Origin of the sequence: Desulfosporosinus sp. Sb-LF (assembly GCF_004766055.1) — a bacterium.
Lineage (GTDB): Bacteria > Bacillota > Desulfitobacteriia > Desulfitobacteriales > Desulfitobacteriaceae > Desulfosporosinus.
The window spans coordinates 256,059-278,939 of sequence record NZ_SPQR01000001.1 but is presented as its reverse complement, the minus strand read 5'-3'; the positions used below and the strand labels follow the sequence as shown (position 1 = coordinate 278,939).

Genomic DNA, 22,881 nt, shown 5'->3' with positions numbered 1-22,881 from the left:
TTCATATTTTTTATATATTAAATGTGTTCTCATAATCCGTACAGCCACTATCGTACTGGCGGCACCCGATACAACCCGAGGCATGCCCATTTTGCCCCAAATTGGTCTCACCCCTCAACAACCTGTCTCAACACGGCATTATAAACTTCAATAAAAGTCTGCCCTGTTTTTCTAGCCATATTTCTGCAATCATCGTATTCAGGAGCATACTTAACAATACCATTTCTAGATGCCACTTTTACCCTGACATCTCCGAATTCCGTAGAGGCCTTGACGATTTCTCTGTTCATACAGTATCTTTGACAACGGCTTCTTCTTATCCCCAGAGTCGTTGTCTCACGCAGAATCATATCCGCAAGTTTCTCTTCATTCTGAATCGTTGCAATGACCGTTAGTATAACTGCAGGGCGGTTCTTCTTCATAAAAATAGGCGTATAAAAGACATCGAGTGCTCCATTTTCAAATAACTGTTCCATCGTATAGCCCAATGCTTCGCCGCTCATATCATCGATGTTGGTTTCAAGGAGCACTATCTCATTAGGAGTATCCTTTTCGGCCTCATCCATAGTACCTATCACGACCCTTAAGGCATTAAAGCCTCCCGTTTCCCTTTTTCCCATGCCATAGCCTACCCTGTCCACCGACATTTCGGGCATCGTGCCAAAGCCTAAAGATAGGCTCTTTATTATCCCCATTCCTGTAGGTGTAATAAGCTCTGTATTTATATCGGTCTGTATCAGAGGGATCCTGCTTCCAGACAGCATCTCCATGACCGCCGGTACAGGAACTGGTATGATTCCATGCTGACATTCGATAAAACCATGTCCATCATAGAGTTTTGATGCATATACTCTATCAACTCCGAGCAAGTCAAGACATATAGCCGTACCTACAATATCCACAATGGAGTCAACGGCTCCAACTTCATGGAAATGCACCTCATAAATGTCTTTATCATGCACTTTGGCTTCAGCAGCCGCGATCTCTCTAAATACCTTTTTACCAAAATTTTTCACGCCCAGTGATAAGTCACTCTCTTCAATGAGTAACTCAATATCTCTCAAATTTCGTGCATGATGATCGTGAGCGTGAGTGTGAGTGTGGCTGTGATCGGAATGATGATGATGTGTCGTCAGAATGACATTCACATCCATACCGGTTATCCCGTTTTTTATGCTTTTTCCTATAACAAGCTTATACCCATCAAGCTTAAGCTTATCAAGCTCTCTCCTTAAGCTCTGTTCATCAACACCCAGATCCAGCAAAGCACCAAGGGTCATATCCCCGCTAATCCCTGAAAAACAGTCAAAGTATAGTACCTTCATCAAATAATTCTCCTATCATTTTCTGTATCATTTAAGTCATACTTCCAGCCTGCAAATCGTGAGCGGCGTATTCCTTAGGCGCTTTATTAAACTTGTTCACTACCTTCTCATCGGCTATCCGTATTAATAGCATATCATTTGGAGTAAACTACAAGTCAAGCATTTTCTTGAAAACCCGAAAACCCTATCCTTATTGTTCAGATGAATCCTGAGAACCCCAAACATCACCGATTTTCTGTTACATTATTTCAGTCTATATCTATAAATTCATAATTTCTAGAACCAAAAATTAATGCCTTGGTGCCCATAGCATGATAGAGACACCAACCATACATACAGCTACGCCTATCCAATCGTATGTATCGGGAATTTTCTTATCAATTCCCCATCCCCATATAACTGCTAAAAATATAAAAATTCCTCCATAGGCTGCATAAGTCCTACCAAAGTTCGGGAACTTTTGTAAGGTCGGTATGATGCCGTAAAGAACAAGGATTATTCCGCCTAAAATTCCATACCAAAGAGGTCGTGCTTCTCTAAGCCAAAGCCATACTAAATAACCTCCTCCTATTTCGGCTAAACCAGCGAGGATAAATAGAAAAAATGCATTAACCAACTAATTATTCCTCCCCTAGGTTATCGCAATTGCTACCCAGTTTTGATAAATTTATCAAATCTATCGCACCAGCCACCCATAATCTTGCCTGCAATTCACAATAAAGTCAACATACTGTCTGATCCAGTTTTCTGTGAGCGCTGCCCAATACTCACTCATATTGGCTTCCTATATTTGTCGGTTCGACTCTATCCCCTATCGTTTTGGTCAAGCCAAACCAAATCCCTGAAATTAAGTTCGATCTACCTCAACACACTTTCTCCTAAGAAGATTGTCGTCTTAGGCGGTACGAGTGTTGTTTCTGAAAATGTGTATACTGCGCTAAAATCCTTACAGAACTAAGAATTAGACTATGACTACCAGACCTTCAAACTAAATCAGAAATTTCTAAAAGTGCTGAGACTATTTCTCTTAAGAGATCATACACCCTAAACCAAATCAGATGCTTTGTTACGCGAAATTAAAGTAAGCTCACTGTAAAGTTCCCCTAAAACCCTGAAACCTCTGATACTAAGCTACTCCCGCTCTATCAACGCAACTGTCTCAACGCACCTCGTTTATGATGTATTCTTATATTCGCGCCTGTTCATTTAAGCCCCTGATTATTCCGATAAAAACCGCTCCAAGGGTCATTGCCGCCGTTTCTCCGGAGTGCCTCCACCATATTGATACCGTTGGGAGCTACTGTGTCCAGTTCGTCCCACGCGATGGGCATGGACACCCCGGCCCCTTCCCTGGCTCTTAGGGAATAGGGGGCAATGCTGGTAGCACCTCTGCCGTTGCGAATCCAGTCGATGAAAATTTTGTTAGTACGCTTAGCCTTTCTCACATTGCTTGTGTAGCGATCAGGCCACTTCTGCTCCATCACTTCGGCAACGAGCCTGGCAAAACCATGAAACTTTTCCCAGGCAACGGCAGGTTTTAACGGGACGACCACATGGTAGCCTTTGCCACCGCTGGTCTTGAGGTACGAGTTCAGGGAAAGCTCGGCGAGAATAGTTTTCGTATCCCGCACACCCTGGCGCACCGTGCTTAGATCCATTCCCTCATCCGGGTCCAGATCGAACACCATCATATCAGGCTTTTCCAGCTCGTCCACACGACTTCCCCAGATATGAAATTCTAAGGTACCCATTTGCGCTTCGGCTATCAGCCCGGACGTGTTCTCGATATAGAAGTAGTCTTCCATTTCTCCACCGCCGGTGGAAATAGGGATGGTGACGATACCAAGGCTCCCCGGACCGGGATGCTTCTTATAGAAGCAGGTCTGGGAGATGCCCTTGGGACAGCGCACAATACTGAGAATCCTGCGGCTCACATAGGGCAGCATTCGCTCTGCCACCTGGGCATAATACCGAATCACATCCCCTTTGGTAATTGCAGAGTCGTTAAAGATCACCTTATCAGGGTTGCTAATCTTGATTCCTTCAATAATAAGACTATTGGCGTTTGCTTTCACGGCTCTCTCCGTTCTATTTCCAGATGATGAAGGCTGTATTTCCTCATCCGCTTTTTCCTTGTTAATGTCCCTGGGATTCTTGTCTATCCTCAAGCCTTTGAAGCTTGCCTGCCTTAACAGATGCTCTTGGGTCCACTCGGCAAATTTAATTTCCGCGACCAATTCAGGTTCAAGCCAGGTGATCGTTTCCTGCGACCTGGGCTTGGGAGGGAGTTTGAAAGAGGGCTCCCTTCTCTTTAGGCCTGCAAATTTCCCCTCCAGCTCTTTCATGTCGGCTTCACTCAGTCCGGTGCCGGCACGTCCTGCATAAACTAAGTCCTCACCTTCATAGATGCCAAGGAGCAGGGAACTTATCCCGCTCGTTTTTCTAGCACTCAGAGTATATCCTCCGATCACAAATTCCTGCCGTGTATCGCATTTCAATTTGATCCAATCGCCGTTTCTTGCTCCGCTGTAGACGGAATCAGCTTTTTTGCCGACGATCCCTTCCATGCCTCTCTCACAGGCCGCGTGGAAACTTTCCGTTCCATTTCCTCTCACATGCCGGCTGTAGTGGAAGTTTTCCGGAGCATCCTTCAGCAAGGTTTCAAGGGTTTCCTTCCTGTCAATCAGGCGATGTCCCCGGAGGTCCGCTCCGTCCAGCGCTAGGAGATCAAAGACGATATAGGTCAGTTTTTTCGACTGGGGATTTTTTAGATAGTTCTGCAGAGCCTGAAAATCCGTCTTGCCCGCTGAGTCCGTGATGACCATTTCGCCGTCCAAAATCATCGCCCTACCATCCGCCCATCCCACGAGGGAATCGACGACATCCTGGAACCGCTTTGTATAATCATGGCCATTCCTGGTGATCAGCCGGACGCTGTTGCCTTCAATGTACGTCAGGATTCTGTAGCCGTCGTATTTCAATTCATAAAGCCAATCCTCACCCTTCGGAACCGAACTGACTAATTTGGCAAGCTGCACGTCGGCACTGCTGAAGGGGTTACTCCTGATTTTTTCCTGTTCCTCTTCTTCAATTTCCATCATGGTGCGTCCAGTTCTGATGCTGGTGGTAAATTCAGAAATCCCGTCGGCATTTTTGACATACTCGTCCTTTTCTTTAAGCAAAAGCCAGCTCGGTTGCTTCTCGCCAGCTTTCCCTTTCAATCGCACCAGAGCCCACTTTCCCTTAAGCCTTTGTCCTTTCAGAACAAACTTCAGCACACCTGCACGTAGTCCGTCAGCCACATCCCCATAGGGTTCCCAGCTGCCTTCATCCCAGATCATAACAACTCCGCCGCCATATTCACCTTTGGGAATCGTTCCCTCAAAGTTTCTGTAGTCCAAAGGATGATCCTCCACCTGTATGGCAAGCCTCTTATCCCGTGTATTATAGGAAGGGCCCTTGGGCACTGCCCAGCTCAAGAGAGCTCCGTCCCATTCCAGGCGAAAATCGTAGTGATCTCTGCGGGCCAGATGATGCTGGATGACATACCTCAGATCCTCTTGGTCAACTTCTTTGATCCCTTCTGGTTCCAAGGTTCTGGCAAAATTCCTTTTTTGATTGTACTCGTTGAGTTTTGCAGTCATATAATCACACCTTCGGATCTATTGTTTCCAATCATACCTAATTCTTACCCTTACTCATCGGCTCCTTCAGGTACAATAACCATATAATTGAGCCGTACCTTGCCTTGCGCCTTAAAATATTTACACGCAAAGGGTTTTTGGGGCAGAATAGAGAATAATATACTATTGAAACTTTATTGAAAGGATGATTCTTTTGATTCCTGAAAAAGATATTAAACGATATCTTGCGAACGTAAAAACAAGCCTTGCTGTTGAAGGCTTTAATATGAAAAGACGTTCTGTCGTGTACGGTCGAAAATACTTGAGAGGCCATATGACCAGTGAAGATATAATTCAAGATATTACAAAATACATCGTCAATAAGAATAGGAAATTCAGGCGCTAATGTCTCCGAAATACGGCTCTGGCCACTCCAAGTACTGTTACCCAGACACCGATATCTTAATTAATAAGTTAGCTTTGAAAAATGAAGCGCTACTAAGTGAAGCCGAATTACTCTTCACAACACAAAGGCTCTTAGAACTTCAAGCATCCCCTATTTTAGCTGATTATAATTTGGAACATTTAATACAAATCCACTATTATATATTCCAAGATATCTATCCTTTTGCGGGTAAAACTCGAGAGGAGGATATCTCCAAGGATAATACTTTATTTGCTCATTGGCAGTATTTGGATCAGAATGCCAACCAACTTTTCAGAAAGCTTAAAGAAGAAGGTTTCTTAATCGGTACAAATGTCGAACGTTTCTCTCTAAGATCGGCGTTTTACATGTCTGAACTAAACATTCTTCACCCTTTTCGAGAAGGTAATGGACGTGTAATTCGTGAATACATTCGTTGTTTGGCTATTGAGAGCGATTATGTTATAAACTGGAATGTTATAAATAAAGATACTCTGCTTCGGGCTTCGATTATGTCTGTCTACGATATAGAACCCCTATCAAGTTGTATTAGAAAAACTATCGAAAATTAATAATAAAACGAGTAGTAAAGCGGCGAAGATGATTGCTGCTTTATTTGTTGTCCATAATTCATAAGATCTTATGTACGCAGGGGTCAATGTTCTTAGGGATCAATACATTAAGGTGGAGAATAGCTTCTACATCATCGGCAGAGATAATCCCAGTAGGCGTAGCGGAGGCAACACTGAGGGACGAAAAGAATTAGGAGATTTAATCAAGGGAGTGGACTCCTCGCTACCGCTGATCTTGCTGGATCACCAACCCCTTGAATTGGAAACAGCTCAACAAAATCAAATAGATCTTCAGTTAGCTGGGCATACCCACGAAGGACAACTATTTCCGGGCAATTTAATCACCAAGCTTGTCTATGAAATAGACTGGGGATACTTGAAAAAGGGTAATTATAATTTAATCGTCTCATCAGGTTATGGGACTTGGGGTCCACCTTTAAGGATAGGGACTCATTCGGAAATCGTTTGTGCAACTCTTCATTTTAAGTAGCCGTTATAATGCCCCCAGTCAGGGTAATAACGTCCGGAATAATAATAAGTCTCAAAACCACGCACTATTCAATCTCCGTATTCCCCTATAAATACTTTCCGGATTTAAACCCCCGAATCCCAACATAATTTTTGGAGACAAGTCACTATTCGTAACATAATATTCGGAAACAGAGTATACACGGACCCCATTTTGTTTGGCAAGTTCTATTAATTCGCTTTCCGAATCTTTTTGTAGGACTCTAACAACAATATGAAGTCCTGCCCCTTGGCCTATAATTTCTACTGCATTTCCCATAACATCATTGACGGCATCAATCATTGCATCGTGCCTCTTTTTATAAGACGTACGAAACTTACGCAAATGGCGATCCCAAAAACCATGACTTATAAATTTTTGCAACGTTAACTGTTCCAATACCGACACAGACGAATGATACTGTTTAAACATTTGCTTATAAGATTCTATGAGTGAAGGACATAAAACCATATAACTGATTCTCAGGGAAGGCGATAATACCTTCGAAAAGGTACCAAGATATACAATATTTCCACTTGGATTAAGTCCTTGTAAAGAAGGAATGGGTTTGCCGGAATATCTTAATTCGCTATCATAATCATCCTCGATAATAAATCCCCCCACGCTTTCGGCCCATTCTATTAATTTTAATCGTTTATTAATGGGCATGACATATCCTAAGGGAAATTGATGAGATGGAGTTATATAAACAACTTTACTTTCGGCTGTCAATAAAGTTAAGTCTATCCCTTCCTCGTTTGCCTGGATTGGTAGTAAATCAAAACCATAATTCTCAAAAATTGATTTTGGGACAATATTTCCCGGTTCTTCAACGGCACATGCCGAAAACCTTTGCCTCAAAAGCAGAGCGAGGATGGATAAACTATGCTGCAGCCCTGAGCAAATTAATATTTGTTCAGGACTGCAGCATACACCACGGGACTTCTCTAAGTATTTTTGCAACTCACATCTTAACGACCATTCCCCCATCGACTCATTATAGGATAGTAAATTTTGAGACTGTTCTTTGAGAGTAATATTTATGAGCCGGCTCCAAATACTATACGGAAAGTCCTCCAACCCCAATTTTGCGGGGTGAAAGTCATACTCTATATTGTTTTCGTTTCGTAATTCCTGGTCATTTACTCCACCTGACATTTGTTTAGAGCATTTAGGGGTGAACTCTTTATAGGGAGGCACAACGAAATACCCGCTACGAGGTCTGCTTTCAATATATCCCTCTATCAAAAGCTGCCGGTACGTATTTTCAACCGTACTTATACTAACGCCTAACAAATTGGATAAGTGCCGGACTGATGGCAACTTCGAGTTTGCCTGTAAATCCCCCGAATTAATTCGATCCTTTATTTGCTCATAAAGCTGCCAATAAAGCGATTTTGAACTATTTGTATCTAACAAAAACATAGACAACCCACCTTAAAGTTATCCGCTCTGTCGCTGTAAATTGCATCAATCAAAAAATGCGTGCCAAACTGACCCGATAAACTTATTATAAACTGTAACTTCCGATAAGTACAGAATTCGGCTATAATCTAGTTAGGCTATAAAATTAAAAGAAGGTATTTTAATGTTTAAAGAAATAAGGCGGAAGGAAAGAAAATTAGATACCGCAGAGGCATTTGAAATTCTAGAAAAAGGTGAATATGGCATACTTTCAACGATCGGGGAAAATGGCTACCCTTATGGTGTCCCTTTAAACTATGTTCTTAACGATAATGCCCTCTATTTTCACTGTGCCCGTGAAGGTAATAAGTTAGAAAATATACAGTTTAACGACCTAGTTTCCTTTTGTGTTGTGACTTATGCCAAGGTTCAACCCGAAAAATTCGTTAGCCTATACGAAAGTGCGATTGTATTTGGAAAAACTGTAGAGGTCATTGATGAGGAAAAAGAAAGGGCTATGGTCGAGTTTACTAGGAAATTCTGCAAAGATAATTTTCGAGAAGCTATTGACCAAATCCACCAATTCTTACAATCAGTTAAAGTTGTTAAACTTACCATTGATCATGTTACCGCTAAAACAAATTTATAGATATTCTTAATAATTTATAGTAGAATCAATTTCATAATGCCTAAAAACCGCATTCGCAATGCCATATATAGACTGAAATCAGCGAAGCACTACTATATATAGGGTCTGCTCAATCGGAAAAACCATTTATGAAATTGATTCAGTTAGTAAGCAAATAGTAAGCTCGTAGAATATTTTGTGTTTCACAAAATAAAATAAGAACTTGCTTAGACTGAATTGAAGGAGTCAAAGAAATGTTAAACGAAAAATTGTTAGAAGTCTTAGCTCATCCTGCTGATGGTGAGGTGGCCATTGTTACACAAGGTGAAGATGGACCACACGTCGTTAATACATGGAATAGTTACGTCCATGTCACTGAAGATGATAGGTTGTTAATTCCCGTAAGCCGAATGCACAATACGGAGAAAAATATTGAGCGGGATAATCGAGTTAAGTTGACAATAGGAAGCCGGGAGGTTCAAGGAACGAGGTATAAGGGAACTGGTTTTCTAATTACCGGAACGGCGAAAGTTGTAAAAGAGGGTCCCGAGTTTGATATGACAAAAGAAAGGTTTTCTTGGCCAAGAGCGGTTTTAGAAATAACCATAGACAAAGTCGTGCACACTCTCTAAGTAATCGATAAATGCCGGCCAGAGCAACAGCCACATCTTTTCTTTATCAACTGCATTTTGAATATATTCTGTTGCAACACTCGTTTGACAGAGGGTTGGGCCATGAAGCGCAATATTAAAGACCTGCAATTTAGCAGGTCTTTAATATTGTTAAATTAAAAAACTCTGTTTGACCCTTAAACAGGTCTAAGTGTTGGCTAGAAGTTATACTATTCATCGTTTTATAAAGGTTTCTTTTTATCTATTCTCCGATAGCTTTAACCCTGTTCTAAAAAGGTTTCCTACAACCTGATCTAAGCTATAATATGGACTGGACATAAAGTTACTTCTGCACTACTGAATAAGGTTGCCGCATGTATCATCGAAGACAGTTATTGTGACTTCTCCCATTTTTGTCGGCTCCATAGTAAACTTCACGCCGTTTTTCAATAATCTTTTGTACTCTTTATGAATATCTGCAACACCAAACACGAACCACTTTGTATAATCATTGCCGTTCCTGGTGATAAGCCGGACGCTACTATGGAACGGCCTATTACCCTCCGGTGGAATTGTTCGCCAAATTCGGAATCGATTTATCGAATGAAGTAAGGATCAGCCCAGATACTTCAAGCTAGTGGAATCAATAAAGCCAGTGAGGGATGGCATTGGAGGCAGCAGTATGACAACTTGTATGTCTGTGACTGTTCGATGATTCCGACGGAATGGGGCTTACCGCCTACTCTTACGGTACTGTCATTAGCCAAACGGCTGGCAAAGTACTTGCTGTTTTCCTTTTTCTAAACTCTTCTTTAGTAATTTGCTTTAATTACAAAAAACGAACCCCGAATTGTTCCAGCTAGTTTAGACTTCTGCCTAGCAAACTTAAACTTCCCTTCTAACTCCTTTGGTACCTCCATCCCCTCAGAAAGTTTAAAACCAACGGCCCGCTTCTTAGGGTCATCAACCGTATACATGACGTTAACCGCAAGACCATCCTCATAAAAGACGTAGGCCATTTTGATATTTTCCACTTGAAAACGCGACGTTTCTAAAGGTTTGGCCGCAAACTCAATATCACGTTCTTCTTTCATAATTCGGTTCACATAATCAAGGGTTTCCAGGTTTTCGCTAGCTGGTACAACCGTAAATTCATGCTTATATTTGTTCATAAAGTAACGGGCTTCATTAGCCCGTAAACCAGCAAGCGCTTCTGCTATAGGTGAAGACTCTAAACCAACTGTAGACACATTTTTGAAATTAACGATATAGGCCATTTCCATCCCTCCTTTTGTCTCTTTATTTTCTAACAACAGGAATTTACATATGTTTACAAGAGAGATTTTGCTTATACTTCCCATAAGCAGTTCCCATTATTCTTAGTACTGTATCCTTATGGATCGTATTCTACCTACACCCATTCCGGATGAATTTATTCCATGACTAATTAATTACTCAAAAGTAATTACAATGTTATCCAAATAGTTTCCCAGGCTGCCAACAAGGGTCATAATTTCAATAGCTTTCTCTTCTTTAGCCGCTAGCTCTAATTGCTTTCCCCATTCGGAAATATAATTAAAACCGTATCCACCGCCTAAGCCTTTTAAAGTATGGCCCAAAATCTGAATTGAACCGTAATCCGCCTTCTTGATCGCTTCACGGATGGTGTTAAGATCTTGACAACGGTTTTCCAAAAATCCCGGAATGAGTTCCTCTAAGTCCTTGTCAACAAGGACCGTGATTTTTGAGGAACTACGATCAATAAGCAGTCGCTCAAAGCGCTTAATCACTTCTAAGAGAACCGCTTTCTTGATGGGTTTTGTTAAATGGGCACTGCACCCTGCTTCGATACTTTTGTTGGCATCTTCGTTTAGAGCGTATGCCGTTAAAGCAATAATGGGTGTAGGCTCCTTATGCTGTTCCTGTTCCAATTTTCTGATGTCCTGGGTTGCGGTGTATCCATCCATAACAGGCATTTGCATGTCCATCAAGACTAGGTTGTAAGCCTTGGACTTAAACTTGTCGACAGCTACTTCGCCATTCTCCGCACTGTCGACCTCGTAAGGAGTATTTTTAAGGTAAGCTTTGATTAACAATTGATTTTCCACGGAATCATCGACCAATAAAATCCTTAGGGGCAACTGTTCTTCGGTTAGATTTTTACTGACAAGATGGCCGGGATTCGGCGGTTCTTTACTTAATATCTCTTCTATGGCATTGCGCAGTTCGGCTCGTTTTATTGGTTTTATTAAATACGTTCTAATTCCAAAACTAGAATACTTAATAGTGTCGCCTGGCCGCATGTCGGAGGTTAACATCATAACCGTCGTCCCAACAAGGCCAGGGTCGCTCTTAATAGCTTCAGCAACGGCAAAGCCATCCATGTCCGGCATTCGGCAGTCTAGCAAGACCAAATTGTAAGGAGTTCCTTGTTTTTTGGCCTGTCTTAATTGATCAATGCCTTCCAGTCCATTATCAACAGTCGTTGAAATTAAACCCCAAGAGTTTAAGGTTTCCCTAAGGATTAATAAATTGGTGGCATTGTCATCGATGACCATTACCCTAGTTCCAACCAATTTCACATCATTTCTTGGGGGCTCATTTAATTGGGATGTGCTCAACGTGAATTCTGCCGTAAAGCTAAATGTGCTTCCCTTCCCCACTTCACTTTCTACCCCAATATCTCCCTTCATAAGCCTAATGATTCGCTTGGCGATAGCCAGCCCTAGTCCGGTTCCGCCGTATTTTCTGGTGGTCGATGAATCCGCCTGTGTAAACCGGTCAAAGATCACGTCAAGTTTATCAGAAGGAATTCCTATTCCCGTGTCGGTCACAGAAAAACGCAGACAGCACAGTCCGAGATCCTGAACCGTTTTGCTTTTGTTTACCTCAACCTTGACAAGGATTTCACCACTCTCGGTAAATTTAACAGCGTTTCCGATTAAGTTTACCAGTACCTGCTTTAATCTGTTAGGATCTCCGCTAACAATCATGGGCACCTCAGAATCAAACCTCGTTAATAGCTCCAGGTTTTTTTGATGGGCTCGCAGGGCTAAGACTTCACAGGTTTTTTCGACTAAACTTATAAGGTTAAAATTAAGATGTTCAAGTTCCAGCTGACCGGTTTCCACTTTGGAGAGATCGAGAATGTCGTTGATCAGGTTCATAAGATTGTCTCCTGCAGACCGGAATATATCCACATATTTAGTTTGTTCTTCATTCAAAGACGTTTCCGACAGCAGGTCAGCCATGCCTAATATGGCATTCATGGGGGTGCGAATTTCATGACTCATCGTTGCTAAAAATTCGCTCTTCGCCCGATTTGCAGCTTCCGCAACCTCCTTGGCAAGCTGCAGGGCTTCTGACGCTTTTCTTAAGTCTGTAATATCACGTATTATGCCAATAAATTTCCGAGTATTCCCGAGGTTCATCTCACTTAAAGTGATGAGCACGGGAATAAGAGCGCCGTCCTTACAACGAGCCTCCGTCTCCCGGCTGTTATCGAGCAGGTGTTTATGACCAGTCATTAAATATTCCTCAATAAAGTTGCCGTGCTTGGCCTCAAGGGGCGGAGGAACAAGAATCTTCACATTCTTGCCGGTGGCTTCCCCTGCTGTATATCCGAAGATACGCTCTGCGGCTGCATTAAACGTTTCAATGATACCAGTCTCCCCAACAATAATAATTGCCTCGCCCACGTTATCAACAATCGCCCGATTTCTTGTTTCGCTGACATGAATGGCTTGTTCAATTGCCTTTTGTCGGGTAATATCGCGGGCAATAGCCGAAGCCCCGATGATATTACCTTTCTTATCACGTATTGGCGAGATTTTAATGGAAACATCTTTAACGGTTTTATCCTTACAGAGTCGCTGTGTTTCGTAATGTTGAACACTCTCACCGTTTCGAATTCGCTCATAGATCGGGGGAAGTTCATCTGCTAGATTAGGGGGAACAATAGTATAGATTGGCCTCCCTACGATTTCTTCTGCTTTATACCCGTAATGTAATTCTGCACCTTTGTTCCAATATTTTATAGTACCGTCCAAGGCTTTACTGATAATCGCATCCTCCGAAGAATCCACGATATACTTAAACAAATCCGAGTTATCCTCAGTCTCGATTTCCTCCGACAAAGACTTTTGTAGTGGGGCGTTTTTCCCATTAAGAGGATTATTAAGGGGGGTATTAAAAGGGGTATTCAGCGATGCATTAATAGCGTGATTTTTAGGTAGTAACTGATCCTGGGATATATTTTCGTAGTGGCTCACCTTATTGCGGCCGCTTTCTTTAGAAAGGTACAAGGCCTGATCAGCAAGCTTAATCAGTTCTTCATGCGTAATATCTTCCCCCGGATGGAGGGTGGCAACCCCCAAACTGATGGTTACAATATCCTTACACTTAGAAGCGGAATGGGGGATCCTTAAGTTCTCGATGGCAAGTCTTATCTCGTTCGCTAACGTTAATGCGCCCTCGGAATCCGTATTAGGCAGGATAACTGCAAATTCCTCACCTCCATAGCGGGCCAGAAAATCGCCCGTCCTTTTTAGTGTGTTTTGAGCTGCTAAGGCCACCTTGCGCAGACAATCGTCACCTTGTAAATGACCATAGGTATCGTTATAAAGTTTAAAGAAGTCAATATCAAGCATAACGAATGATAAGGGATGCTTGTCCCGCTTGGAGCGACCCAATTCATTAAGCAGCACTTCATCAAAGTGACGACGGTTGGCAACACCCGTTAATCCATCACTCAAAGAACGGTGGCGCAGGGTTTTGTTGGCCGCTTCCAATTGTCGGGTAACCTCTAATAGTTCCAATTCCCTTGCTTTCCGCCGATCTGTTTCATGTTTGAGTTTTAAGGCTGAACGCACACGGGTCAGCAATTCGATTTTATCAAGGGGTTTCGTGATATAATCCATAGCACCGGCCGAAAATGCTAATTGAAGTTCCTCCTTTTCTGTTTTTGCAGTAACCATGATTATGGGAATATCGACTGCCGCTTCGTTCTTTTTGATGACTTGACAAGCCTCGATCCCATCCACATCAGGCATGACAATATCCATTAAAATGAGATCAAGTGTTTGGTTACCACAGCATGAGCGCTTATCAAGATATTGATAAGCCGCTTCTGCGGATTGAGCCGTTAGAATATCTGTATAACCACCGGATTTAAGGAAAACTTGGATTAAGTGCTGACTATCCAAGGAATCGTCTACTATTAAGATCGACACATGATCACCTCATAGATTTTTTAGCAATAATTCTTGCTAAATGGATATATTCCTGCCTCGATGGATTCGCAATATCATTTTATTTTTTAACTTTCCCTAAACTTCGTGGAAGTTAGTGTTAACACTTAAAGGAACGCAAAAGAGCAAGTAGTCCCCCATTCGCACAGGCTTCTTGCTCTTCCAGAATGCCGCTCACCGCGGCCAGTTGTACAGCCGGGATGTTCGCGCATTCCGGCTTTTAATTATACTCTCGCTCTAAGTTTCTCTTCTTTGAACTGTTGTTGTTCTGTGATATTTTCCCCATATTAAAAATAATGAGTAAGGAAGTCATCAGGGGAAATTGCTTTAACTGGTGATTAGCAAAGTCTTTCAGATTGCGAGTAATTATTAACTCAATTCTCCTGCGCTCGGCACAAGTTGCTATTAAGGCATCTTCATAATCATCCATCGGCAGACCGAGCGCTTTTTCACAATCACTTTTTGTAACGTCAATAACCTCAAATATGTTGAAAAAATTAATAAGCATTTCCTTGGCTCGATCACTATCCCGATAATCTCTTTTAAGAAAATAGTAAATATCTGTTACGGAGCTTGCAGTAATGGATGCATCACATGAACCTTGAAAACTCAACTGATCACAAAAATAGATCAATTCAAAGCTATGGCATTTATCCCTTTAGACACCGTGTTAAAGGAATATTAAAACCATTCGTGATTAATTACCTTTATTTTACTTATGCATTACTATTTACTCCTTAGCTATTTAGCTATATATCTAAATAATGTTTAGGAAAAGTTTTATTGGCAGGTGAAATCAAATGAATGAGGGCATCTTTAAGGCCATGTCCGACTCAACACGCAGAAAGATCATCGAACTATTGAAGGAAGGACCAAAGTGCAGGCTTCAAATTGCCTTGCACTTTGGCTTGTATGTTTTAATTTTGAACCTCTGAACGGAGCGACTTGCTTTGCTCAGGGTTAGAATACAACAAACTTATCGAGCACCAATAATAATTCGTCCTCGACAAGCGCTGGGACAGAACCAGCTTTTTTTTCCCTTAAGTGAATTAATCGCTCCTGGTTAATAATGTCATCAATATTTTCAGCTGTTACCGATTGAGATTTCATTTTAGGACGTTAAGAGGCTTAAATTATTCCCCTTCTTGTTCTTCAAGTTTAATTTGATCTAATAGTTTCTCAATGTCTAAAACGTTAAATCTTTTTTTACACTTCTGAGGTTCGATAATGCCTTTATCTTTAAGATCATTTAATATTTGGTTCAATGTTACACGATGTATTCCAAGCAGATCTCCTAACTCCTTCTGCGAAACCTCTAATACGCCATTATTACTAGGGTTTAAAAAATATAGCATTTTATAAACACGCATTTTAGGGCTATTTAGACATACGTCATTAATCTGAGCGGATAGATTCCGCATCTTTAAAGCCATGCTACCAAAAACACTTTTTATTACTTCTGGATACTGCGGAATTATCTTTCCTGAAAATACTTCTCTGCTAAATGTAAAAACAATACAATCTTCTTGACAAGTAAAAATGTTATAACATAAGTCTCCATCTAAAAAAGGTACTTCTCCAAAAATATTTCCACTGGAAATATACCAAATAGGCTTTTCTCGACCCAGAGAAGTTGTACTGACAACCTTAATTTTTCCTTTGTATAAATAATATAGGTCATTGACTCTCTGTGCATTCCCTAAAACAACACTATTCTTCTTAAATTGTCTTTTAACCCCCAGATGTAGGACCTTTTCCCAGGGTGATTGAATTTGATTTAGCCAAGGAGACCATGTGTAAGATATTATGGGAGTATCCATAAGGGTAGCCTCCTTAAAGTTTAGTTATAGTTTACAGGTAATGATAATTTTCTTCATTGATTATGTTTATCAACTATGTGTTGTGACATAGCCAATAATTACAGGCATATTGTCAAATTACTAATAAATGCAGGAAGGTATTCAACCTCCTGCATTTTTATTGTTTAACATCACATTCTAGTCGCGCTGACCTTCTAGCACCTGTGCAGTGAACTCATTTAAAACAAGTTCTTAAGCTTACAATTGAGACTTAAGATCCTCTTTATCCACAGTATAACATAGCTTTTTAAGCTTTTCACCTTTATCTAAGACTAAAATGGCAGGCACACTATTAACCTCATATTTCTTCGCCAGATTTTTTTTGGTCGCCATATCAACCTTCACGACTTTGTAGCGTTCCCCTAATTCCTGGTTTGCTTCTTCTAATAAAGTGCTGAATTCCAAGCTTTCATTATTTAAGGCATTGAAGAAAAGGAGTAAGACTTGCTTATCACTTTGAAGAATGTTTGTATTAAATGCCTTTAATTCTTCAATATAGCGTTCAGCAGCAACCGCTGCGACGGCACCGTCTCCAGCAGCCGAAACCACTTGTCGAAGATATTTAATGCGGTTATCTCCAACGGCATATACCCCTTCGATATTCGTTTCCATGATCTCATTAACAGGAATATACCCTCTTTTATCCATCTCGATGCTGCTGTCCTTGAGAAAATTAGTTGAAGGAACCATTCCTACAAAAAAGAAGATTCCCTGACAAGCAAGTTCAGTAAAACCTCCTGTTTTTAAGTTCTTGATTTTGATCCCTTCGACATTTTCATCGCCCAAAACCTCTTCAATCGTGGAGTTCCATATAAACTCTATTTTTTCATTTTGAAAGGCTCTTTCAGAACTGACTTTATTGCAATCGAGGACTCCTTCGTCATGGAGCACAATCACGGTGACTTTACGCGCGAACTTGGTAATGTACATCCCTTCTTCAATCGCTTGGTCCCCGCTGCCGACGACAACAACCTCTTCTCCTTCAAAGAACTCGGCGTCGCAGGTCGCACAATACGCAACACCACTGCCTTGGAGCCGCTTTTCTCCTGGAATGTTCAACAGTCTGGGCTCACTGCCACAGGCGATAATGACCGCATTGGCCGAAAATTCTTTGCCCTTTTTCGTGGTAATGACTTTGCTTTCCTGGGAAAAATCCGTTTTGACAACCTCTTCCCGTAAAAACTCGACGCCAAACGATTCTGCGTGTTTTTTAAAATCCAGCATAAGATCAGAACCACTGATTTCCGGATATCCAGGATAATTGACAATCTCTCTCGTTGTATTGACTAAGCCGCCAATAGTTCCTTTATTGATCACGAGAGTTTTCAGCTTGGCTCTAGCCCCGTAGATTGCTGAAGAAAGTCCTGCCGGCCCGCCACCAATAATAATTAGATCATACAAATTGATCTTGTCTTCCATTGTATCAATACTCCCTTACTGTATATATGATTACGATTCAAAGACTTCTGCAATCTTATCCATGACTTTATCTTCGTCAGTAGCACCCGCTAGTTTCCCTTGATATTCCCCTTCCTTAAAGAAAAGAATCTGAGGTACTCCTTTTAAGGAGAATCTTTGGAACAAATCTTTATCGTCTTCCACATCGACATAATAAAAACCAAACTTACCCTTATACTGTTGTTGTATATCTTCTAAAATGGGGACAACCCCCTGACAAACGTGACAGGTCTTTCTTGAGAATATAACTAGACATTGTTCTTCGTCACTATAGATAGCCTTCTCGAATTGGTTCGCATCTAATTTTTCCAAGGGCATATTTCTTCGCTCCTTATAATTAAATTATTAAGAGAAAAACTGGAAGGACTCGTATAAAGAAACTTGGCTGACGCCAAGCGATGGCCACGGATGGCAAATGCTTTACCCAATCACCGTGTCATCCTGAAGAAGGGACGAGTGAAGGATCCAGATCCTTCGCTTCGCTCAGGATGACAAGTAAAAGGGGAACCCCCAAAAACTTATAATTTCTGATATATCAAAAAAAAGTTGACCACCCAAAGAGGCTAATCCTGTATGCTTAAAGTTGATGAGACAACAGTCATACAGAGTAAGAACCATGTCAGGAAGGTCGACAAAGCTAATATATTAGAAAAAGCATTTCGTTTAAGTTTAGCCCAAAATCACTCATTAAACACAATCGGTACAGTCAGAAAAGAATACCATTCCTTTACTCGTTATCTCATAAATTAAAATTTAGTAAAACCGTCATCATCCTCATCGTCATCTTTTAAGGAGAGGTCCTGATCCCCTGCGGCAACGCAGGCTTGATGAACCTTGGGATATCCAATAGTGCCTTCTACACCGACAACATCTTTAACTTCGCAATCGGCTGCTCCGGGAACACGGAATTTACGAATATCAAGCATCGGGATAGCCGTTTCTTTGGGTTCAGGAAGTTGTGGTATATAGCTGTAAGGGTAACGATAAGCCCGATAGTAAATCACTGCAGGATTTTCCGTAAAGGGCGAAACGAATTCCCACACGACATCTTTCATCCGAGTCACCTCGAAGAAACGACCGCCTACCCCTTCAGTAATAAAGGTATTTCCATTAGGGAGACGTTGAGCAGCACTGGTTAGTGGACTATAGAAACGATAATCGTTAATGACTGGTGAACCGTAACCCATGAGTTCACTTGCTGTAATCTGCCAAACCACGTTCATAGTGACAGGGTTTAATTCAAGAACACGGGAACGGTCAGCAATGTTGACTTTTGTCCCATCTTTAGAAATATTGCTGGGTGCGCCATAACCAGACCAACCACCATTATCAAAGATAAGGATGTTTCCTGCTCCGGGAAGTCCTTGAGGAATCATATGAACATGATGTTGTCCAATAATTTGTCCGATTTTCCGAAGCTTCGGGTCATCGTCAAAATCAGGCCCCATTTTCCAAACGACTTTACCTGTTACTTTAGAAATGATCGCAATAATATTAGATTCGCGAGCATCCCAAATAATATTATCTGGATGGAAGCGTTCGTCACCTTTATTGTACCATTTGTTCGGACCGAGAACGCTCATGGAGTTAATGTGCATCCAGTCGCCCATTCCGCCACCTGCTTCATGCATGTTCGGATTTTTATAGAGGGCTAATTTAGCGACAGCGCTGAAGCCATATTCATTAAAATGGTCGACAGCATGCCATTCCCAAACAATATTTCCTTCCCAGTCCACTTCGATGATAACATCATCTAAAAGTTGTTTGTCGGAGATTCGTTTGCTATAACAGTTCTCATGGCAAAGGATTAAAGTGTTACCACCATCGGTCTTACACTCCATTCCAGGTACATAGTAACCTACAGTGTTGCCTTCTCTTTGATAGTCATGGTGCTGACGAGCCATCCAACGCGGCTCTTCGCCTTCATCTTCAATATGTTCTTTTTTATTAAATTCCCAAACCACTTTACCTTCCCAATCGACTTGAATTAGGTCGATTTGGTCTTGATAGCCGAATTTGCCGTTTCTTCTGCCACGACTCCCCATGACATAACCACCAGGAAGCAATTTATTCGGGAAACCCATTAGGTCTTTAAACGTACGAACAACATTTCCATTCATGTCAATAATGACGCAGCCTAAACCTGGTGCATTCAAAACAGTATAACCGTTAAAACATTTCTCTGGATTATAAACTGTAACACCGGTAGGATGAATAAAAGGTTGACCCATAAAACAACACTCCTTCAATTAATTTAACGAGTTAAAATCTCCCAACTAACAATGTTATCAGATGCTTTGGATTCCTGTTCTTTTCAGAATATTACCAACAGGTCCCGCCTAATTGTGTAAATGATCTCAAATAGTTATATTGTTATCCCTTTTAGTAGCTTTATAGGGTTTTTGAAAAACTCTATTATAATAAACCGATAAGCTTCCAAAAGGGAATTACAATAACCACCATGAAAACTATTCCTACTAAATAGCGAAAGAGATTGATTTTAAAGGCATCTTTAAAATTGATATAACCATAGGCGTAAATAATCATAAAAGGTGCGAGCTGATAAGGGAATAAAAATGGATTGATACCCAAAACCATTGTATAGCCACCGACTAAGGGGTTAAGACCAAGGTGTTTATAGAGTTCTACGATAGGAGGCACGAAAGCGCTTACAGCTGCTATCGTCGTTGTCATCATATGAGCAACAATTGCAAAGATATAAGTTGCGACAATAACGAATACGGAGGACTTCCCTGCGAAGAGAGGTGTAATTGATTTAATGATGAGCCCTGTCGTTCCGGTACTGCTGGCCACAGTTCCAATGATCATGGTGCCTGCAATGAAGAAAAGCAGGACAAAGTTAACTTTGCTGATATCCTCCTTTTTAAGGATATTGAGCCCTGGGAAAAAGAGGAGCGCGGAAGCAATGGTTAAAATCCAGGCCGAATCAATTTTATGGAACTTATCAGTTGCTAATAAAACCAGGACAACGAGAAGGTAAACTACCAAAAGTTTTTCTTTTTTCGACATAGGACCTAACTCACGATAGCGAGCAACTAAAAGATTTTTATCGACGGTTAGTTTTTCAGGACGAATGATCAAGACGGTAAATACCGAAATAATTGACCATATTAGTGCAGGAATCAACATATTACTTGCCCATTGTCCCCAAGAAATGGTTACTCCTATTCCTTTCGAGATCAGACTTCCCGCCAAGGTAATATCTCCACCACCCGTTAGGAGACCAATCGTAGGAGCGGATACCGCCAAAAAACTTGCCATAGATATAGCTGTTCCGGCTTTAGAGCCGGGTTTAATCTCTAAGGCTTGAAGTATGCCGACAACTGCAGCAGCAAGAAGAGCAACTTTGGCGTTAATGACAGGAATCAACGGAGTTAAGATAAAACCAGCAATGACAAGACCAATGATAATTCCAATTAGATTCGTTCCGGTTAAGGCCAGTGAGCGATACGCTATTCGCTTGGCTAATCCGGTTTGGATCACCGCTGTTGCCATAATCAAGCCACCAAGAGTAACCCAAATTGTGGTTGATGCAAAACCAGAAAAGGCTGCAGCGGGAAGCGTAATTCCCGATAAGATATAAAGGACTGGAAGGACAATGGCCACTATCACCGGAGGAACAAGTTCAAAGGCCCACGTTAGAATAGCCCATAAGGTAGTTGCCAGGAAAATTCGAATACTATAACTTAAAGAAGGTGTAAGAAAATATAATAGGATCGGAATAATTAGGGTTGAGGACCATTTTAGTATTAAACTTAACTTAATTGTCTCTTTAACCTGTTGGTTAGTAATGGGCTTGTTATCAATTTCTTGTACAGCCACGTATTTAACCTCCCGAAATTAAAAATTTGGGGACAAGGGATTTCCTCCCCGTAAATCCTGTTTCCAAGGCAATAATAAATTAAGAGAAAAGAGACTGTTTTCGATTTATCACTCCATTCATATAAAAGCAGCTTAAAAGAATAATTCATCTGCTTTAGGAATAAAATATCTTTCACAATTGTGATATTAACATATTTAATACCAAGAAATTGTATAAAAGACTACAATAACTACTATTTAGATTTTTAATTTTTGCTTTTTTTCTTAGACCTTGTGCTCGTATTCTACCTTCCTTTAAAGGTTTAGTTACATAATGGGTTAAAATTCCGTAAAACTCGTTTGTAGCACAGGTTTTAAAGAATAGAAAAACCGAGGCAAGCCTCGATTCTTTTGGGCACTTTTTAGTTTTAGTACTATAAGTGCATGGTTCTCATCGGCGTGCCGCCTATGATATGGTGTCGTGCGCAGCACAAAAGGTCATTGCCTTCGATGCAATGACCTTTTGTGCTTATTTAACTAAATCCAGAGTACGCCTATTTAAGCACGATTCAAGTCAGGTTCCAGTTTGACCCTTGTTTTTGAATTTTTTTCAACGGAGGCATCATGATTTGTTGTAGGGGTTGAGGAATGCTTTTTAGAGCATCAGGACTAAGCAGCATATTAAATAACCCTTGTGGATCAGTTTCAGCCTTCGCAAGCATACCCGCCAAAGGGCTTGCTTGGATACCAGGAATCGCTTGAACCGCTGGTAGATAGTTTCCTCTTAAAGAACTTGCAGAGTATTGATTCATAACCACTCCGAGAATCGTCATTCCAAGGGTGCTTCCAATACTACGAAAGAATTGAGTTGCAGCGGTAACAACCCCTCTCTCAGAGGGAGGAAAGACACTCTGGACTGCAATTGTCAGCGTTGGCATCACTAAGCCCATTCCTAATCCTAAGACTATAATGTTAATTTTGATGACCATTTCATTAGTAAACTTCTGGAAAACATACTTTGTTCATTGGATACATCGAAAATGCCAAAAGAGCCCTTCGCCTTGTGAAAAGGCGAGAGGCTCTCCTAGAATTGTCGCTAGCATGCCACTAGTGAATTGTTTTGGGATAGTGTAGGTCGTTGGGAAGAGAAAACAGCGTTCATTACTGAATAAAGTTGGTAATGATGGCTTCTTCACGCTCAGGGACAGGAACACCAGCCACCCTAATTCTGCCTGCAATCCACAATTAAGTCAACATATACGGCGAAACTTGGCGAAAAAGTGATTAAGGACAAAAATCCCCACACTTCAATGGTGTATAGATAAACGAATAAAACATAAGTCTTGTAAAAAAGATCGAATATATTATGAGGAGTGAAACATTGAAAAAGAGTAAAAG

22 protein-coding genes are annotated in these 22,881 nt (G+C 41.1%); 7 read left to right on the top strand and 15 right to left on the bottom strand.

The window, feature by feature from the left end; translation table 11 throughout:
* Positions 1 to 107 precede the first annotated feature (107 nt).
* The 3 genes from larC to ligD all read right to left on the bottom strand — a co-directional run bounded on the left by larC (position 108) and on the right by ligD (position 4,969).
* The gene (gene larC, locus E4K68_RS01425) at positions 108 to 1,325 is read right to left on the bottom strand and encodes a nickel pincer cofactor biosynthesis protein LarC (RefSeq protein WP_135376956.1); all 1,218 of its coding nucleotides are present in this window, start codon (positions 1,323 to 1,325) and stop codon (positions 108 to 110) included.
* 289 nt (positions 1,326 to 1,614) lie between these two features.
* Entirely contained in the window at positions 1,615 to 1,941 is a 327-nt protein-coding gene (locus tag E4K68_RS01420) for a YnfA family protein (protein WP_135376955.1), read from the bottom strand.
* 586 nt (positions 1,942 to 2,527) lie between these two features.
* Positions 2,528 to 4,969 (bottom strand): DNA ligase D, encoded by a 2,442-nt coding sequence (gene ligD / locus E4K68_RS01415; RefSeq protein ID WP_135376954.1) that lies wholly within the window; start codon positions 4,967 to 4,969, stop codon positions 2,528 to 2,530.
* A gap of 184 nt (positions 4,970 to 5,153) precedes the next feature.
* Here ligD and E4K68_RS01410 point away from each other — a divergent pair, with 184 nt between their 5' ends.
* The 3 genes from E4K68_RS01410 to E4K68_RS01400 all read left to right on the top strand — a co-directional run bounded on the left by E4K68_RS01410 (position 5,154) and on the right by E4K68_RS01400 (position 6,434).
* Positions 5,154 to 5,354 carry a hypothetical protein gene (locus E4K68_RS01410; protein ID WP_158291346.1) on the top strand — a complete coding sequence of 67 codons (201 nt, stop codon included), beginning with the start codon at positions 5,154 to 5,156 and terminating at the stop codon, positions 5,352 to 5,354.
* Between the two features lie 74 nt (positions 5,355 to 5,428).
* A complete protein-coding gene (locus E4K68_RS01405) occupies positions 5,429 to 5,944 on the top strand; it encodes a Fic family protein (RefSeq protein ID WP_158291345.1) in 516 nt (171 codons plus the stop codon).
* A 70-nt stretch (positions 5,945 to 6,014) separates the two neighbouring features.
* Positions 6,015 to 6,434: a hypothetical protein gene (locus E4K68_RS01400; RefSeq protein ID WP_199241659.1), complete on the top strand. Its 420-nt coding sequence runs from the start codon at positions 6,015 to 6,017 to the stop codon at positions 6,432 to 6,434.
* A gap of 51 nt (positions 6,435 to 6,485) precedes the next feature.
* Here the strand turns inward: E4K68_RS01400 and E4K68_RS01395 are convergent, their stop codons facing one another.
* Entirely contained in the window at positions 6,486 to 7,877 is a 1,392-nt protein-coding gene (locus tag E4K68_RS01395) for a PLP-dependent aminotransferase family protein (protein WP_135376951.1), read from the bottom strand.
* A 163-nt stretch (positions 7,878 to 8,040) separates the two neighbouring features.
* Between E4K68_RS01395 and E4K68_RS01390 the strand changes: the two genes are divergently transcribed.
* Both E4K68_RS01390 and E4K68_RS01385 read left to right on the top strand, forming a co-directional pair.
* Positions 8,041 to 8,505 (top strand): pyridoxamine 5'-phosphate oxidase family protein, encoded by a 465-nt coding sequence (locus tag E4K68_RS01390; RefSeq protein ID WP_135376950.1) that lies wholly within the window; start codon positions 8,041 to 8,043, stop codon positions 8,503 to 8,505.
* Positions 8,506 to 8,738: 233 nt separating this feature from the next.
* Entirely contained in the window at positions 8,739 to 9,116 is a 378-nt protein-coding gene (locus E4K68_RS01385; RefSeq protein ID WP_135376949.1) for a pyridoxamine 5'-phosphate oxidase family protein, read from the top strand.
* Positions 9,117 to 9,449: 333 nt separating this feature from the next.
* Here the strand turns inward: E4K68_RS01385 and E4K68_RS01380 are convergent, their stop codons facing one another.
* Positions 9,450 to 9,623, bottom strand: coding sequence for a VOC family protein (locus tag E4K68_RS01380; RefSeq protein ID WP_282432957.1), 174 nt, complete (start codon positions 9,621 to 9,623; stop codon positions 9,450 to 9,452).
* Between the two features lie 162 nt (positions 9,624 to 9,785).
* Between E4K68_RS01380 and E4K68_RS01375 the strand changes: the two genes are divergently transcribed.
* Positions 9,786 to 9,899 carry a hypothetical protein gene (locus tag E4K68_RS01375; RefSeq protein ID WP_282432948.1) on the top strand — a complete coding sequence of 38 codons (114 nt, stop codon included), beginning with the start codon at positions 9,786 to 9,788 and terminating at the stop codon, positions 9,897 to 9,899.
* An 8-nt stretch (positions 9,900 to 9,907) separates the two neighbouring features.
* On the opposite strand, the gene E4K68_RS01370 is transcribed toward E4K68_RS01375, so the two are convergent.
* The 3 genes from E4K68_RS01370 to E4K68_RS01360 form a co-directional block, all read right to left on the bottom strand.
* Positions 9,908 to 10,372 carry a phage tail protein gene (locus E4K68_RS01370; protein WP_135376948.1) on the bottom strand — a complete coding sequence of 155 codons (465 nt, stop codon included), beginning with the start codon at positions 10,370 to 10,372 and terminating at the stop codon, positions 9,908 to 9,910.
* A 174-nt stretch (positions 10,373 to 10,546) separates the two neighbouring features.
* Entirely contained in the window at positions 10,547 to 14,326 is a 3,780-nt protein-coding gene (locus tag E4K68_RS01365) for a response regulator (protein ID WP_135376947.1), read from the bottom strand.
* 238 nt (positions 14,327 to 14,564) lie between these two features.
* Positions 14,565 to 14,957, bottom strand: coding sequence for a PIN domain-containing protein (locus E4K68_RS01360; RefSeq protein ID WP_243450208.1), 393 nt, complete (start codon positions 14,955 to 14,957; stop codon positions 14,565 to 14,567).
* A gap of 187 nt (positions 14,958 to 15,144) precedes the next feature.
* Between E4K68_RS01360 and E4K68_RS21320 the strand changes: the two genes are divergently transcribed.
* Entirely contained in the window at positions 15,145 to 15,279 is a 135-nt protein-coding gene (locus E4K68_RS21320; RefSeq protein WP_135376946.1) for an ArsR family transcriptional regulator, read from the top strand.
* Between the two features lie 25 nt (positions 15,280 to 15,304).
* Here E4K68_RS21320 and E4K68_RS20205 read toward each other — a convergent pair whose 3' ends face one another.
* The 7 genes from E4K68_RS20205 to E4K68_RS01325 all read right to left on the bottom strand — a co-directional run bounded on the left by E4K68_RS20205 (position 15,305) and on the right by E4K68_RS01325 (position 22,472).
* Entirely contained in the window at positions 15,305 to 15,454 is a 150-nt protein-coding gene (locus E4K68_RS20205; RefSeq protein ID WP_158291344.1) for a hypothetical protein, read from the bottom strand.
* Between the two features lie 23 nt (positions 15,455 to 15,477).
* Positions 15,478 to 16,164 (bottom strand): Crp/Fnr family transcriptional regulator, encoded by a 687-nt coding sequence (locus E4K68_RS01350; protein ID WP_135376945.1) that lies wholly within the window; start codon positions 16,162 to 16,164, stop codon positions 15,478 to 15,480.
* Between the two features lie 237 nt (positions 16,165 to 16,401).
* Complete coding sequence (trxB, locus tag E4K68_RS01345; RefSeq protein WP_135376944.1) at positions 16,402 to 17,622, bottom strand: thioredoxin-disulfide reductase; 1,221 nt, start codon at positions 17,620 to 17,622, stop codon at positions 16,402 to 16,404.
* Positions 17,623 to 17,652: 30 nt separating this feature from the next.
* On the bottom strand, positions 17,653 to 17,979 hold the full coding sequence (locus E4K68_RS01340; RefSeq protein WP_135376943.1) for a thioredoxin family protein: 327 nt from the start codon (positions 17,977 to 17,979) through the stop codon (positions 17,653 to 17,655).
* Between the two features lie 428 nt (positions 17,980 to 18,407).
* Positions 18,408 to 19,892, bottom strand: a complete 1,485-nt coding sequence (locus E4K68_RS01335) for an aryl-sulfate sulfotransferase (protein WP_135376942.1) — start codon at positions 19,890 to 19,892, stop codon at positions 18,408 to 18,410.
* A 184-nt stretch (positions 19,893 to 20,076) separates the two neighbouring features.
* Entirely contained in the window at positions 20,077 to 21,504 is a 1,428-nt protein-coding gene (locus E4K68_RS01330; protein ID WP_135376941.1) for an SLC13 family permease, read from the bottom strand.
* A 548-nt stretch (positions 21,505 to 22,052) separates the two neighbouring features.
* Positions 22,053 to 22,472, bottom strand: coding sequence for a hypothetical protein (locus E4K68_RS01325; RefSeq protein WP_243450207.1), 420 nt, complete (start codon positions 22,470 to 22,472; stop codon positions 22,053 to 22,055).
* Positions 22,473 to 22,881: the final 409 nt, after the last annotated feature.

Coding starts and splice junctions, on each gene's coding strand:
- E4K68_RS01325 (WP_243450207.1), bottom strand. CDS start 22,472: ATGGTCATCAAAATTAACATTATAGTCTTAGGATTAGGAATGGGCTTA.
- E4K68_RS20205 (WP_158291344.1), bottom strand. CDS start 15,454: ATGAAATCTCAATCGGTAACAGCTGAAAATATTGATGACATTATTAAC.
- E4K68_RS01335 (WP_135376942.1), bottom strand. CDS start 19,892: ATGGGTCAACCTTTTATTCATCCTACCGGTGTTACAGTTTATAATCCA.
- E4K68_RS01350 (WP_135376945.1), bottom strand. CDS start 16,164: ATGGATACTCCCATAATATCTTACACATGGTCTCCTTGGCTAAATCAA.
- E4K68_RS01395 (WP_135376951.1), bottom strand. CDS start 7,877: ATGTTTTTGTTAGATACAAATAGTTCAAAATCGCTTTATTGGCAGCTT.
- E4K68_RS01400 (WP_199241659.1), top strand. CDS start 6,015: ATGTACGCAGGGGTCAATGTTCTTAGGGATCAATACATTAAGGTGGAG.
- trxB (WP_135376944.1), bottom strand. CDS start 17,622: ATGGAAGACAAGATCAATTTGTATGATCTAATTATTATTGGTGGCGGG.
- larC (WP_135376956.1), bottom strand. CDS start 1,325: ATGAAGGTACTATACTTTGACTGTTTTTCAGGGATTAGCGGGGATATG.
- E4K68_RS01390 (WP_135376950.1), top strand. CDS start 8,041: ATGTTTAAAGAAATAAGGCGGAAGGAAAGAAAATTAGATACCGCAGAG.
- E4K68_RS21320 (WP_135376946.1), top strand. CDS start 15,145: ATGAATGAGGGCATCTTTAAGGCCATGTCCGACTCAACACGCAGAAAG.
- E4K68_RS01370 (WP_135376948.1), bottom strand. CDS start 10,372: ATGGCCTATATCGTTAATTTCAAAAATGTGTCTACAGTTGGTTTAGAG.
- E4K68_RS01410 (WP_158291346.1), top strand. CDS start 5,154: ATGATTCTTTTGATTCCTGAAAAAGATATTAAACGATATCTTGCGAAC.
- E4K68_RS01340 (WP_135376943.1), bottom strand. CDS start 17,979: ATGCCCTTGGAAAAATTAGATGCGAACCAATTCGAGAAGGCTATCTAT.
- E4K68_RS01385 (WP_135376949.1), top strand. CDS start 8,739: ATGTTAAACGAAAAATTGTTAGAAGTCTTAGCTCATCCTGCTGATGGT.
- ligD (WP_135376954.1), bottom strand. CDS start 4,969: ATGACTGCAAAACTCAACGAGTACAATCAAAAAAGGAATTTTGCCAGA.